Raw genomic sequence first — 13282 nt, forward strand, 5'->3', positions numbered from 1 at the left:
CCGTACAATTTGGTTTTTATGCCTTGCTAAAAAAAACACTCCCAGACACATTTCTCTCATAAAATAGTCTATCAAATACGTACTTCATGGCTTGTTCTTAAGAATGACATCTGAAGCACGGTGTTCAAGACGTGTGCGCGCACACAGCCTTTGAAACACGGCGTTCAGCTGGCAAACTTAGCGCATAGCATTGCCCAATTTGTTTAAAGCCTCAGAAATAACTTGACTATAAACATAGTCTAAGTTAATAATACCTGCGCAAACAAAATGGAGTAGCTGCAATTCAATAAGAAACAGTGCCTCCCTCGCCTACTCTATCAAGAATGGCGGGACACACCGATTCATCAACAAGGCGAAAGCTTTGAACAATAACTGAGTGTGTAACTCAGTTATTTTTATATCTAAAATCAATTAACCAAACAACCTATGCAAAAAATACGTATTAAAGTACGGGCATTCGATCACAAGATCATCGACTCAGCGACAGAGATCATCATCACTGCAGCCGAAGACACAGGTGCGATTATCGCAGGACCGATTCCTCTACCTACAAAAATCGAAAAATTTACTGTTAACAAATCAACTTTTGTTAACAAAAAATCTCGTGAACAATTTGAAAGAAGAACTCACCAAAGACTTATAGATATTCGTGAGACAACTCCAAAAACTATCGATGCGCTTACAAATCTAACTCTTCCTGCCGGAGTAAGCGTAGAAATCAAAATGATTACTGAATAAGTAATCGCTCACCGAGAGGTGGAAACGACCAGTCTATACCTAACTGGTTACATCCAAAAAAATCTCTTGACTTCAAGCCCGCGTCTCCCTAGAATACGCGGGCTTGTTGATTACAGGCAACAAAACAATGTTAGTCCGCTTACATAAGCGGAAAGGCGGAGACTCCCTCAGGGATCCTTATAGGAAGCAAGATCAAAGCCAAGTAAACTCACGTTAACTAACCTCTATATCAATGATTGGTATAATCGGAAAAAAAATAGGAATGACTCGCGTAATCGCAGACGACGGTCGTGTGATCCCAGTAACAGTTATACAATGTGCGCCTAACAAGGTTACACAGATAAAAACTGTTGAGAATGATGGATATCCGGCAGTAGTCCTAGGATTTGATGCGTTAAAAAAACCTACTAAGAACAAAGCTTTCAGAGTTAAGAAGGAATTCAAGACTGATGAGGCTTTTGCAAAAGGTACAGATGTGAACGTTGACCTGTTTACAACAGGAGAGATGGTAAGAATATGTGGTATATCAAGAGGTAAAGGTTTCCAAGGTGTTATCAAAAGGTATAATTTCTCTAGAGGTCCTGAGACTCATGGTTCTCATCATCATAGGGAGCCGGGTTCTATAGGTACTTGTGCGAAACCGGGACGTGTTGCAAAAGGAAAGAAGCTTCCCGGAAGGATGGGTACCGGACAAATAACCCTAAGAGACAGAGAAATAATACATATTGATAAGGAAGATAATCTTATAGCTATCAAAGGGCCGGTTCCGGGAGCTATGAACACAATAATCACAATCACTAAACAGGGATAAATAAATGAAAGCAATTCTTTACAATCAGAAAGGGGATGTAAAAGGCGAAGTAACTCTAAACAAAGATATGTTTGAAGTTCCAATGAACGCAAGCCTTCTACAGAGAATGCTACAACATCAAGCGAATAACGCTAGGATTGCAATCGCTCATGTGAAAACAAGAGGGGATGTAAAAGGTGGTGGTCGCAAGCCATTCCGTCAAAAAGGAACTGGTAATGCTCGTCAAGGTACTATCCGCGCGCCTCAAATGAAAGGTGGTGGAGTCGTATTCGGACCAAAGTCATGCAGGAACTTCTCAGAGATGATGCCAAAGAAACAAAGGAGAAAAGCTTTATTTACAGCGTTATCGGCAAAGGCCGCTGAGGGTAAAATAATGGCTCTAGATAAATACGAAGGAGAGATGAAGACTAAGGCGTTTAAAGCTATGTTAAGTAAAATGCCAATTGAAAGAAATTGCCTGGTTGTACTTCCGGAGAAACTAGAGGTTGTGCAAAAGTCAGCTTCGAACCTTACAAATGCAAAAACCATACTGGTAAATTACCTAAATGTGTTCGATATAATGAAGTTTGGAAATGTACTATTTGTAGGGGATGCATTAGAAAAAATGGAAGAAGTATTTACATCAAAAAAATAATCTAAAAGATGAACGAAAAAATCTATACAGTATTGATCTCACCGGTAGTAACCGAGAAAACGGCTCGTCTAACTGAGGCCGGCAAGTACACATTCTTTGTACTACCAAGTGCTACAAAGAAAAACATCAAGGATGCTGTAGAAAAAATATATGGAACAGATGTTGATAAGGTGAATATTGTTAAAGCGAAGTCTAAGTCTCGTTGGGGTAAAACTAGAAAGGCGGTTCAAAAACGTACAGCTAGAACTAAGGCGATAGTAACTATCAAAGATAAGAAATCAATTGATCTAAATAAAATTCAATAATCATGGTACGTAAATTAAAACCAACAACACCGGGTCAGAGAGGAATGAGCTTCCCAGACTTTAGTCAACTAACTAAAGGTGCTAAGCCATCAAAAATCCTAAAATCTGCTAAGACACGTACGTCTGGAAGAAATAACCGTGGTGTAATCACTATCCGTCACAGAGGTGGTGGTCATGCTAAAAATTACAGACTTGTAGATTTCAATAGAGCAGAGAAGCTTGGTGTACCTGGTACTGTTACTTCAATTGAATACGATCCAAATAGAACTGCATTCATTATGTTGGTTACCTACAAGGATGGAGATAAGAGGTACCATATCATGCCGGAAGGTGTGGAAGTTGGGACTCCGATTCTAACCGCAGAAAAAACTAAAGTAAAACCAGGTAATAGAATGATTATTGAGAACGTACCTGTTGGATACTCAATATATAATATAGAAATGAAAGTAGGAAAAGGTGGTCAAATAGTTAGGTCTGCCGGGTCGTCTGCAAAACTTGTATCTGTAGAGGGGGACTACGCTCAAGTTCAATTGCCTTCATCAGAAATAAGACTGGTTCCTAAGAATATATTTGTAAGTATCGGGACTGTAAGTAATGGGGATCATTCAAATGTTAAAATCGGTCAAGCTGGACGAAAAAGAAGAATGGGTAAGCGTCCACAAGTAAGAGGTAAGGCTATGAATCCTTGCGATCATCCACATGGAGGAGGAGAGGGGAGTAATTCTATCGGTATGAAATATCCAAAAACCCCATGGGGTGCTCATGCTCTAGGTAAAAAGACAAGAAAAAATAAGAGCACTAGTAAATGGATTTTGAAGGGAAGGGTTAAAAAAGGGCGAAAATAAGCGCCACTTAAAGTCGATAACTGAAACTCATAATAGATTAAAGATTGATTACTAATATTCTCTCAATTAATAACACTAAAACTTAACAGCACGACTAATGTCTAGAAGTTCAAAAAAAGGGCCATATGTAGATCCAAAGCTTATGAAAAAAGTTGCGGAAATGAATGCGCAGAATCAAAAGAAAGTCATTAAGACTTGGGCTAGATCTTCAAGCATAGCTCCGGAATTCGTTAATCACACATTTGCAGTTCACAATGGTAAAAAGCATATTCCGGTATTCGTAAGTGATCAAATGGTGGGGCATAAGCTCGGTGAATTCGCTCCAACTCGTCTATTCAAAGGGCATGCGGGACAAAGGAAATAATAAATAATTCGTACTTAAGTAAATAAATTAATAACAAAGCACTCAATTAATGAAAGCACATCTAAATCAAGTTAGGATAAGCCCGAAAAAGATGAACCTTGTTGCAAGCATGGTGAGGGGTATGGGTGTAGCAAAAGCACTTGAAACATTGAAATTCACTAATAAAAAAGCTGCTGATATTTTACACAAACTAATATCATCTGCCGGAGCGAACGCTGAGCATAATTTCAAACAAGATATAGAAAGCATGATGATCGAAGAAATAATTGTGAACGAAGGTATGACGTACAAAAGAAGGCAGCCAATCTCTAGAGGTCGTGCTCATCCAATCTTAAAAAGAACGTCGCATGTAACTGTAATAATTAATGTAGCTGACAATGCGAGTGAGTCAAAGGTTGCAAAGAAAAGCAAGGTTGCAAAGCCGGAAAAGTCTAAAAAAGAATCTAAATAATTAATGATAAATAATGGGTCAAAAAGTAAATCCAATAGGGCTTAGAATCGGTATAAACAAAACATGGGACTCTATGTGGTATGCCGACAAAAATAATTACAAGAAATTCCTTCATGAGGACTTTGCAATCAGAAAGTTCCTTAAGAAATTACTCAAAGAATCATCTTTATCAAAAATAGAAATTCTAAGAAGCGCGAAGCAAATAACTTTGAATTTACACACAGGTAAGCCGGGATTGATCATAGGGAGACAGGGTGAGGGAATAGAAAAGCTTAAAGAGAAACTTAGTAAGGAGCTTGGTCAAAACTTTATAGTAAATATTAAAGAGATCAGAAAGCCGGATTTGGATGCAACCTTAGTTGCTGATTCGATTGCAAGACAAATTGAAAAGAGAATACCATACAGAAGAGCTTCTAAAGCGGCTCTACAAAAAGCAATGGAGACTGGGGCTAAGGGGATGAAAATATTTATTACCGGAAGATTAAATGGAGTTGAAATAGCGAGAAGTGAGTACTTCAAAGAAGGTAATATTCCACTTCATACTCTAAGATCTGACATCGACTATGCGATGTCAACTGCTCGCACAACTTATGGTGCAATTGGAATAAAGGTATGGGTATACAAAGGGTTGGTATTCCAAAAAGAAAAAAATATATTAATGGTTGATTAATAAAGAATTAAAAATAACTTCAATTAAAAAATGTTAGTTCCACGCAGATACAAATTTAGAAAGCAACAGAGGCTTAGAGGGAGCTTTAAGGGCAAGGCGGGGCGAGGGGCTACTCTGGCATTCGGTAAATTTGGTCTAAAGTCTGCTGCGATTGCTGAGGTAAACTCAAGACAGATCGAGGCTGGTCGTAGATCTATAACAAGATTCATCAAGCGTGGTGGTAAAGTATGGATTAGAATTTTCCCGGACAAACCAATCACGCAGAAGGCGGCTGAAGTACCAATGGGTTCCGGTAAAGGTTCAGTTGAATACTATGCAGCTCTGGTAAAGCCCGGAACGATGATATATGAAATGGATGGGGTACCTGAGGAGGTTGCAAGGCAGGCATTAAAAAGAGCCGCTCAGAAATTCCCAATGAAATGTAAAATAGTAACCGACTTATAAAAATATGAAAACAATCGCAGAATTAAAAAAAATGGAGAAAAGGGATTTCGACAAAGAACTAACGCAGGCTCGCAAAAGTGCGATGAAGTTAAGATTCGAAGCGAAGACAGGTCAACTAGCCGGACCTCACAAATTACAACAAGCTAAAAAGTACATCGCACAGATGCTTACTGTAAAAAATGCTCAAAAAAAGACTGAAACCAACTAATAATTAAAGTTAAAGACAAATGAGAAGTAAAAAAGGACAAGTAGTCAAAAAAACAGATAAAACTTTGAACATTGAAGTGCATAGTTACAAGCTTCATCCAAAGTATAAAAAAAGATACAGATCTACAAAGAAATATCTGGTACATGATGCTGAGAACAAATACAACGTTGGTGACACTCTAACTTTCTACGAAACAAGACCTATTAGTAAGAAGAAATGTTGGACCGTAGAAGAACCAAAAACTACTCAAGCAGTAGACACTAAATAAATTTATATTAACTAAGAACAATGATACAGGCAGAAAGTAAAGTAAGGGTTGCGGACAATACGGGCGCAAAGCATGCGAAAGTGATAAAGGTGCTTGGTGGTTCAAAAAGACGCTATGCTCGAATAGGTGATATGGTTGTAGTAACAATCAAGGACGCTTCACCAAAAGGTATCGTGAAGAAAAAGAGTGTTCAAAAAGGTATTGTTGTAAGGGCTAGAAAAGAAACTCGAAGAAAAGATGGCTCGTACATAAGATTTGATGACAATGCTATCGTTATAATAGCTATCAACAAAAGTGGTCCGGAGCCAAAAGGGACTCGTGTATTCGGACCAATTGCTAGAGAAATCCGTGACCGTGGTTATCAAAAAATAGTATCTCAAGCTCCTGACGTTTTATAATTAAAATTTAACTGTACGACTGATGCGAATTAAAAAAAATGACATAGTGGAGGTAATTGCCGGGAAGGACAAGGGTAAACAAGGGAAGGTTCTACGAACTATCTCTAAGAAAGATCGTGTCGTTATAGAGGGTGCAAATATGCGAACTAAACATTTCAAAAAAACTGCTGAAAGAGCTGGTCAAAAAGTTGAATTTGAAGCTCCTATGCATATCTCTAATGTTATGATCGTTGATCCAAAGACAAAGAAACCTACAAGAATTGGTTACATAAAAGACAAGAACAATCGAAAGGTTAGAGTTTCTAAAAAGTCAGGTGAAGTTTTGGACGGGAAGACAGCGAAAGTTACAAAGCCGGCAGTAAAAAGTGAAGCGGACAAGGTAAAAGCTACTAAAGAAAAGAAATCTAATTAATAATATAAGTCGAAAGAAATGAAAATCTCAGAGAAATACAACAAGGAAGTAGCAAAGGAATTGATGAGTGAACTTAATATCAAGAATGTAAATGCTGTTCCTAAAATAAAGAAGATTTCAATAAACGTAGGAATTGGTACTTATTTGGCCGGAGGAAAAGACTATTCTCAAGTTCTGGAAAATATCTCTTTGATCGCTGGGCAAAAACCGGTTGTTAAAAAAGCTAAAAAAGCGGTTTCAAATTTCAAATTACGTATTGGAATGCCGGTAGGTATATCGGTTACGTTAAGAGGTGCGAAGATGGATGACTTTCTTACTAAATTTGTAAATGTTGTATTGCCACGTGTAAGAGATTTCCGTGGTATTAGCGGAAAGAGTTTCGATAAAGAAGGTAATTACAGCGTAGGTATGAAAGAGTACACTGTATTCCCGGAGGTTAATCCTGATGATGTAGTAAAGCTACATGGTCTACAAATCAATATTGAAACTACCGCTAAAAATCAATATGAAGGCTACTTACTTCTAAAAAAGCTAGGATTTCCTTTCAAGGATGAGGTTAAGAAGCCATCCCCTGCTAAGAAATAATATTAAAAATTAACTAATCGACTGATGGCACGAAAATCTGAAATAGCAAAGGCAAATAAAAGCAACGCATTAAAGGCGAAAATGACAGCGAGTGGTAAGCGTGGCGTTGGAAGTGTCAGAGGTGAAAACAGATGCAAGCTCTGTGGGCGATCTAAGGCGTTTATGAGAAAATTTGATCTTTGCAGAATATGTTTTAGAGAGGGTGCTGCAGATGGACAAATAATGGGAATAAAAAAATCATCTTGGTAACAGTTGATGAAGTATGAGTCTTAATTTCTAAGCGACCGATAGACGAGAAGCGAAAAGAAATTAAAGACGAATACGAATCAACGATAATATATAAACTAATAACAATCATTAATACCTAACAGCACGACTAATGACAGTAACAGATCCAATAGCAGACCTACTAACGAGGATAAGAAATGCCCAAATGGCAAACAAAAGCTTGACGGTTGCTCCATATTCAAAAATCAAAGAGGATATATGTAAGGTGCTAAAAAGTAGTAACTTTATTGAAGATTACAGCGTAGAAAAAAATGGGAAATTCTCAGAACTTTCAATAACATTTGCGAATGAATATCCATCACTTGAATTAAAAAGAGTTTCTAGACCCGGGCAAAGAATATATATAAAACATAGTGAAATACCACGAATAAAAAATGGTATGGGAATCGGGATCATGTCTACTCCAAAGGGTATAATGAGTACAAGGGAAGCAAAGAAAATTCAACTCGGAGGAGAGTTACTATGTACTATAAGTTAATAAATTAATAAATAATTACACGACTAATGTCACGAATAGGAAAGCAAAAAATCGAAATACCAAGTGGAGTTGAGGTGAATCTAACTGGACAAATTCTACATGTAAAAAGTCCTAAGGGAGAATTAACCCTAGATGTTCATCCGGTTATACAAATTGAAATCAGTGAAGGATGCATCCTAGTAAAAAGATCTACAGAAGATAAGTTAGATCGTGGGCTACATGGACTTACAAGAAGTCTTGTGAGCAATATGGTTGAAGGTGTTACAAAAGGATTTGAAAAAAGGCTTGAAATCCTAGGGGTTGGTTACCGCGCACAAGTACAAGGAACTAAACTGGTATTAAGTCTCGGACACTCACACCCAATCGAATACCCTGCCCCGGATGGAATAACATTATCTATAGATGCTGAGAAAAAGAATATAGTAATTGTAAGTGGGATAGACAAACAAAAAGTTGGACAGGTTGCTGCTGAAATAAGAGAATTTAGAAAGCCTGAACCATACAAGGGTAAAGGTGTAAGATACTTAGGAGAATTTGTAAGAAGAAAGGCGGGTAAATCTGCAGCTAAATAAGAATCAATTAATATAAATTAATAAAATGGATCAAAGTAAGAGGAAAACTAGGCAAGCACGTATTAGAAAAATCGTTCAAGGGACGTCTGCTCGACCTAGACTATCTGTATACAAAAGTTTAACTACAACTTATGCTCAACTCATAGATGATACAAGTGGTGTTACTATAGCTGCTATTTCAGATCTAAAAGGTAAGAGGTCGGGAACGAAGATAGAATCTGCAAAGAATTTAGGAGTTGAAATTGCAAAGAAAGCAAAAGAAAAAAAGATAACTGAATGTGTATTTGACAGAAGTGGTTACAAATATCACGGAAGGGTCAAAGCCTTAGCTGAAGGTGCTAGAGAAGGTGGATTGAAATTTTAAATACTCTAATCAATAACATTAAAACTTAACAGCACGACTAATGGTAAAGAGAAAATCAAATCGCAACACGCTCCCAAAAGAAAGAAAGGAGTTTGAAGAAGAAGTTATAGCAATAGATCGTGTGACGCGTGTAGTTAAAGGTGGACGTAGACTTAGATTTCGTGCAACAGTAGTTATAGGTGATAAAAAAGGCCGTGTTGGAATTGGAATCGGTAAATCAAATGAAGTTACCGGTGCAATTTCAAAAGCTATAACAAAGGCAAAGAAAACTTTGATTACTATCCCAATGGTTAATGGAACTATTCCACATGAAATAAAGCACAAATTTAAAGCTGCAAAAATCCTACTTATGCCAGCTGCCCCAGGTACCGGTATTATCGCTGGAGGATCTATCCGTAAAGTAATTAATTTGGCAGGTGTAACAAACATCATGGGTAAATCATTCGGGTCAAATAATAAATTAAGTACAACTCGTGCAGCATTTGAAGCGTTGAAGTTACTAAAGGAAAATCCATTCATAAAGCAAAATGCAGAAGTTACTAAGATTGTAAAAGAAGAAGTGGAAGTGGAGATGGAGGATATAAAAACTAAAGAGGTAAAAAAAGCTGCTCCAAAAAAAACTACTCATAATTTAAAATTAAATTCACAAACTGATGAAATTAAACGAAAGAAAATCAATTAATCCTGCAAAAAAGAAACGTATTGGACGTGGTGATGGATCATGCGGAACTTACAGTGGAAAAGGTATGAAAGGTCAAACTGCAAGAGCTGGTGGACGAAGAAGGCCGGGCTTTGAAGGTGGTCAGACTCCATTGATTCGTCGTATGCCTAAACTTCGTGGATTCACACCAATCAACAAGATTACTTATCAAGTAATAAACATATCTGATCTTGAAGATAAATTTAATGATGGAGACACTATTACAAAAGAAATGCTTAAAAAGGCCGGATTGATATTCAGTGCAAAAAAACCTGTAAAACTACTCGGTAACGGTGAGCTAAAAAAGAAAGTTGAGTTAACTGTTGAACTTGCGTCTGTGTCAGCAATTGATAAAATTGAAAAGGCTAAAGGTACGCTTACATTAACCAAAGTAAAAAAGGTGAAAGTCGAAAAAGCTGAATAGACTTCGAACTCAATAAAGTAAAATATTATGTTACAGTATCTAAAACAAATTTGGCACACTAAAGATCTACGAAAAAAGATCCTATACACAATAGGAATTTTGGCTCTTTACAGAGCTATGATTCAAGTATCGATACCAAGTATAAATCTTGATAATCTTGCTGCATTATTTGACACTCAATCCGGTGGAACTCTTGGAGCTTTTTCTTTGCTTACCGGTGGATCTGCGGAAAATTTCTCAATAATGCTTATGGGGCTTTCCCCATATATCAATGCATCTATCATCGTGCAATTACTTGCCGTTGTAATACCAAAGCTGGAACAATTAAGTAAAGAAGGGGAGCAAGGTAGAGCTAAAATGACAAAATATACTAACTGGCTGACTCTGCCGTTAGCATTTTTGCAATCTTACGGAATGTTAGTATTAATGAATTCAAGTGCGGGAAACCTACCAATCATCGAAAGCATACGAGATCCTTATATAGTACTTCCAATTATGTTAACAGTTACTACTGGTACCCTTATCATGATGTGGCTAGGTAACCTTATTACAGAAAACGGAATAGGGAATGGTGTCTCGCTATTGATCATGACGAGCATACTATCTGCCCTACCCCAAGCTGTATCCGGTGCATTGCAAACAGTAAGTATAGATCAAACTAAACTTATACCAATTGCTGCTACAGCAATCTTTGCAATCTTGTTAACTGTCTTAATAGTTATAGTAAGTGAAAGTTATAAAAACATACCCATTTCATATGGTGGCAAAGGCCAAAAGATGAAACAGAACTTCTTACCGCTCAGACTTAACCAGGCAGGTATGATTCCTATCATCTTCGCTGTATCTATGATCGCATTCCCAACTGTAGCTGCACAATTTATGCAGAATTCCGATTCGGAATCTGTGAAATCAATAGCAGAATTTATAAATACTCATTTCAACCGTACCGGAGTTGTATACATGGTCGTCTACTATATTTTAATTGTTTTATTCACATTCTTCTATGTAAGTATTACTTTCAACCCGGAGCAAGTGGCTGAAAATATTCAAAAAAGAGGTGGTTTCGTTCCTGGGATTCGTCCAGGCAAGGCGACTTCTGAATACATAGGAAGAATCTCTAATAGACTTACGCTTTTCGGTGGTATATTCCTAGCTTTTGTAGCAATAGCTCCGATAGCCGCCCAAAATCTAACTGCTCAATCTTCCGGAGGTGCAGTGCCTGTGCTTGTAAGTGGAGCCGGTCTAATAATTATTGTTGGTGTTGTTCTAGATTTAATGCGTCAAGTTAGTGCGCAACTCGCAATGCATAATTACAATAAGTTTTATTAATAGTTGACGAAGTATGAGTCCTAATTTCTAAGCGACCGATAGACGAGGAGCGTCAAGAAATTAGAGATGAATACGAGTCAACTGAAGAATTATTAACTTGAAATATTAATGGACATCGTTTTATTCGGAATACAAGGTTCAGGTAAAGGAACCCAAGGGAAAAGAATAGCTGAGAAATATGATATGAGTATATTTGAAACCGGAGCTGAGCTTCGTAAGTTATCCAAAGAGCACTCTCCGCTTGGTTTAAAAGTAAAAGCAATAATTAATGCCGGATACTTAGTACCTGTGGAAGTGGTAATGGAAATAATTGAGAATTTTTTAAAGAACGTTAAAAGTGATGAGCTTGTTCTTTTCGATGGTATCCCAAGGTCCGATGAACAAATGGAACAATTCAACTCACTTATGGCTAGAAGTGGACGTGCCTTCAAGGGACTTCTCATTAATATTCCAAAAGAGATGGCGATGGATAGACTTTTGTCACGACAAATATGTGAAGGATGTAAGGAGGTTTTTCCTGCTTCATACGACGGAGAAGTATGTGAGAAGTGCGGAGGGAAGTTAGTAAAACGAGCTGATGACAATGAGGATAGTATCCTTACGCGACTTTCAGCTTTCGTTAATGAAACTATGCCTGTGATAAAGAAATATAAAACGAATAATCAAATGATAGATATCGATGGGACCGGATCTATAGACAATGTAACTGAACTTGTTTTCGCAGAACTAAATAAAATTTTCGCATAATGCAAACTCGCATAAAAACAGCCGATGAAATTATAGCCATGCGCGAAGGTGGAAAAGTTTTAGGTGATTTATTGTATGCTCTAAACAATGTTATAAAACCTGGAATAAGTGCACTTGAAATAGATCAATTTTCAGAAACCTTCATTAGAGATCATGGGATGACCCCGGGGTTCAAAGGTTATTACGGCTTCACCGGAACTGTTTGTTTCTGCATAAATCATGAAATAGTTCATGGGATACCAACTTCTAAACAAATAGTAAAAGATGGGGATTTAGTAACAATTGACTGTGGAGTCATTCACAAGGGACTGAATACTGATTCGGCCGTTACTTATTTGATCGGGAATGTGGATTCAAAGGCTGAGCAATTTGTCAAAACAGTACAAAAAGCACTTTATGACGGAATTCGTGAAGTTAAACCCGGAAACAAAATAGGTGATATAGGTTATGCAATTGAAAAGAAAGTAACTCAAAGCGGCTATCATATAATCAAAGATCTTGTAGGACATGGAATAGGAGAATTTTTACATGAAGAACCACATGTACCAAATTTTGGTAAAAGAAATTCAGGTCAGACTTTGAAACCGGGACTAACATTTGCCATTGAGCCAATAGTTGGTATGAAGACTGCAGAGATGATAACTCTTGAAGATGGATGGACTATTGTCACACCTGATAGTAGTTTATCTTGTCAGTGGGAACACACAGTTCTAATAACCGAAACAGGGTGTGAAGTACTTACGCTGCGTCCTGATGACAAAATATAAACAAAAAGATAGAATTAGTATATTTTACAACAAATCCTTATCAATGCAAGCCCTTTGCGGAAACATATTCTTTTCGCCTTGCATGAGCCATACGTTTTAAGTAAAATCCAGGAGCTATTTTCCAATACAATCACCAAAAACTTCAATTTATGACCGACAGTAACAGCAAAATAGAGGTTTTAGGTAGAGTAAATGAATGTTTACCAGGGGCGCATTTCAAAGTGGAAATAGCTGACAATAATTACCCTGAGGGATTTATAGTCGAAGGTCATCTGTCTGGGAAGATGCGTGTGAATTACATAAAAATCATACCTGGAGACTACGTAAATATTGAACTCTCTCCATATGACATGTCAAAGGGGCGAATAACGTATAGGCACAAAAGCAAGCCTGCTGATACGGTCGCTGAAGTGACTGATGAGGTAGTGGGGGAGTTAGATGATGATGAGGTTGCGGAGGGTGATGAAGGGGAACAAAAAT

Annotated in this window: 22 protein-coding genes and 2 pseudogenes; all 24 read left to right on the forward strand. The window is 37.5% G+C overall.

Annotation, left to right across the window (positions count from 1 at the left end; translation table 11 throughout):
- Positions 1-426: 426 nt before the first annotated feature.
- The 24 genes and pseudogenes from rpsJ to infA all read left to right on the forward strand — a co-directional run bounded on the left by rpsJ (position 427) and on the right by infA (position 13188).
- Complete coding sequence (gene rpsJ / locus Q8P68_00715) at positions 427-738, forward strand: 30S ribosomal protein S10 (protein MDP4007694.1); 312 nt, start codon at positions 427-429, stop codon at positions 736-738.
- Positions 739-970: 232 nt separating this feature from the next.
- Positions 971-1549, forward strand: a complete 579-nt coding sequence (rplC, locus tag Q8P68_00720) for a 50S ribosomal protein L3 (GenBank protein MDP4007695.1) — start codon at positions 971-973, stop codon at positions 1547-1549.
- Between the two features lie 4 nt (positions 1550-1553).
- The gene (gene rplD / locus Q8P68_00725) at positions 1554-2183 is read left to right on the forward strand and encodes a 50S ribosomal protein L4 (GenBank protein MDP4007696.1); all 630 of its coding nucleotides are present in this window, start codon (positions 1554-1556) and stop codon (positions 2181-2183) included.
- A gap of 8 nt (positions 2184-2191) precedes the next feature.
- Positions 2192-2488 (forward strand): 50S ribosomal protein L23, encoded by a 297-nt coding sequence (rplW, locus tag Q8P68_00730; protein ID MDP4007697.1) that lies wholly within the window; start codon positions 2192-2194, stop codon positions 2486-2488.
- Positions 2488-3333, forward strand: a complete 846-nt coding sequence (gene rplB, locus Q8P68_00735; GenBank protein MDP4007698.1) for a 50S ribosomal protein L2 — start codon at positions 2488-2490, stop codon at positions 3331-3333. The genes rplW and rplB overlap by 1 nt, the downstream gene beginning before the upstream one ends.
- A 97-nt stretch (positions 3334-3430) precedes the next feature.
- Positions 3431-3697 (forward strand): 30S ribosomal protein S19, encoded by a 267-nt coding sequence (gene rpsS / locus Q8P68_00740; GenBank protein ID MDP4007699.1) that lies wholly within the window; start codon positions 3431-3433, stop codon positions 3695-3697.
- A gap of 49 nt (positions 3698-3746) precedes the next feature.
- The gene (gene rplV, locus Q8P68_00745; GenBank protein MDP4007700.1) at positions 3747-4148 is read left to right on the forward strand and encodes a 50S ribosomal protein L22; all 402 of its coding nucleotides are present in this window, start codon (positions 3747-3749) and stop codon (positions 4146-4148) included.
- A 13-nt stretch (positions 4149-4161) separates the two neighbouring features.
- On the forward strand, positions 4162-4818 hold the full coding sequence (rpsC, locus tag Q8P68_00750; GenBank protein MDP4007701.1) for a 30S ribosomal protein S3: 657 nt from the start codon (positions 4162-4164) through the stop codon (positions 4816-4818).
- 30 nt (positions 4819-4848) lie between these two features.
- Positions 4849-5262 carry a 50S ribosomal protein L16 gene (rplP, locus tag Q8P68_00755; GenBank protein MDP4007702.1) on the forward strand — a complete coding sequence of 138 codons (414 nt, stop codon included), beginning with the start codon at positions 4849-4851 and terminating at the stop codon, positions 5260-5262.
- 4 nt (positions 5263-5266) lie between these two features.
- Positions 5267-5470: a 50S ribosomal protein L29 gene (gene rpmC, locus Q8P68_00760; protein ID MDP4007703.1), complete on the forward strand. Its 204-nt coding sequence runs from the start codon at positions 5267-5269 to the stop codon at positions 5468-5470.
- A gap of 19 nt (positions 5471-5489) precedes the next feature.
- Entirely contained in the window at positions 5490-5738 is a 249-nt protein-coding gene (rpsQ, locus tag Q8P68_00765; protein MDP4007704.1) for a 30S ribosomal protein S17, read from the forward strand.
- 20 nt (positions 5739-5758) lie between these two features.
- Positions 5759-6136 (forward strand): 50S ribosomal protein L14, encoded by a 378-nt coding sequence (gene rplN / locus Q8P68_00770; protein ID MDP4007705.1) that lies wholly within the window; start codon positions 5759-5761, stop codon positions 6134-6136.
- 22 nt (positions 6137-6158) lie between these two features.
- Positions 6159-6464: pseudogene (rplX, locus tag Q8P68_00775) on the forward strand (50S ribosomal protein L24).
- Positions 6465-6566: 102 nt separating this feature from the next.
- Positions 6567-7133, forward strand: a complete 567-nt coding sequence (gene rplE, locus Q8P68_00780) for a 50S ribosomal protein L5 (GenBank protein MDP4007706.1) — start codon at positions 6567-6569, stop codon at positions 7131-7133.
- A gap of 81 nt (positions 7134-7214) precedes the next feature.
- Positions 7215-7382, forward strand: coding sequence for a type Z 30S ribosomal protein S14 (locus tag Q8P68_00785; GenBank protein MDP4007707.1), 168 nt, complete (start codon positions 7215-7217; stop codon positions 7380-7382).
- 130 nt (positions 7383-7512) lie between these two features.
- Positions 7513-7899 carry a 30S ribosomal protein S8 gene (gene rpsH, locus Q8P68_00790; protein ID MDP4007708.1) on the forward strand — a complete coding sequence of 129 codons (387 nt, stop codon included), beginning with the start codon at positions 7513-7515 and terminating at the stop codon, positions 7897-7899.
- Between the two features lie 26 nt (positions 7900-7925).
- Complete coding sequence (rplF, locus tag Q8P68_00795; GenBank protein MDP4007709.1) at positions 7926-8471, forward strand: 50S ribosomal protein L6; 546 nt, start codon at positions 7926-7928, stop codon at positions 8469-8471.
- A gap of 25 nt (positions 8472-8496) precedes the next feature.
- Positions 8497-8835, forward strand: coding sequence for a 50S ribosomal protein L18 (gene rplR / locus Q8P68_00800; protein MDP4007710.1), 339 nt, complete (start codon positions 8497-8499; stop codon positions 8833-8835).
- Between the two features lie 40 nt (positions 8836-8875).
- Positions 8876-9517, forward strand: a complete 642-nt coding sequence (rpsE, locus tag Q8P68_00805) for a 30S ribosomal protein S5 (protein MDP4007711.1) — start codon at positions 8876-8878, stop codon at positions 9515-9517.
- Positions 9489-9959 carry a 50S ribosomal protein L15 gene (rplO, locus tag Q8P68_00810; protein ID MDP4007712.1) on the forward strand — a complete coding sequence of 157 codons (471 nt, stop codon included), beginning with the start codon at positions 9489-9491 and terminating at the stop codon, positions 9957-9959. The genes rpsE and rplO overlap by 29 nt, the downstream gene beginning before the upstream one ends.
- A gap of 27 nt (positions 9960-9986) precedes the next feature.
- Positions 9987-11288, forward strand: coding sequence for a preprotein translocase subunit SecY (gene secY, locus Q8P68_00815; GenBank protein MDP4007713.1), 1302 nt, complete (start codon positions 9987-9989; stop codon positions 11286-11288).
- 108 nt (positions 11289-11396) lie between these two features.
- Positions 11397-12035, forward strand: coding sequence for a nucleoside monophosphate kinase (locus tag Q8P68_00820; protein ID MDP4007714.1), 639 nt, complete (start codon positions 11397-11399; stop codon positions 12033-12035).
- Positions 12035-12802, forward strand: a complete 768-nt coding sequence (map, locus tag Q8P68_00825) for a type I methionyl aminopeptidase (protein MDP4007715.1) — start codon at positions 12035-12037, stop codon at positions 12800-12802. The genes Q8P68_00820 and map overlap by 1 nt, the downstream gene beginning before the upstream one ends.
- Before the next feature lie 149 nt (positions 12803-12951).
- Positions 12952-13188, forward strand: a pseudogene (gene infA / locus Q8P68_00830) (translation initiation factor IF-1).
- Positions 13189-13282: the final 94 nt, after the last annotated feature.

The sequence above is a fragment of the Candidatus Peregrinibacteria bacterium genome (assembly GCA_030700255.1).
Taxonomy (GTDB): domain Bacteria; phylum Patescibacteriota; class Gracilibacteria; order UBA1369; family JABINC01; genus JABINC01.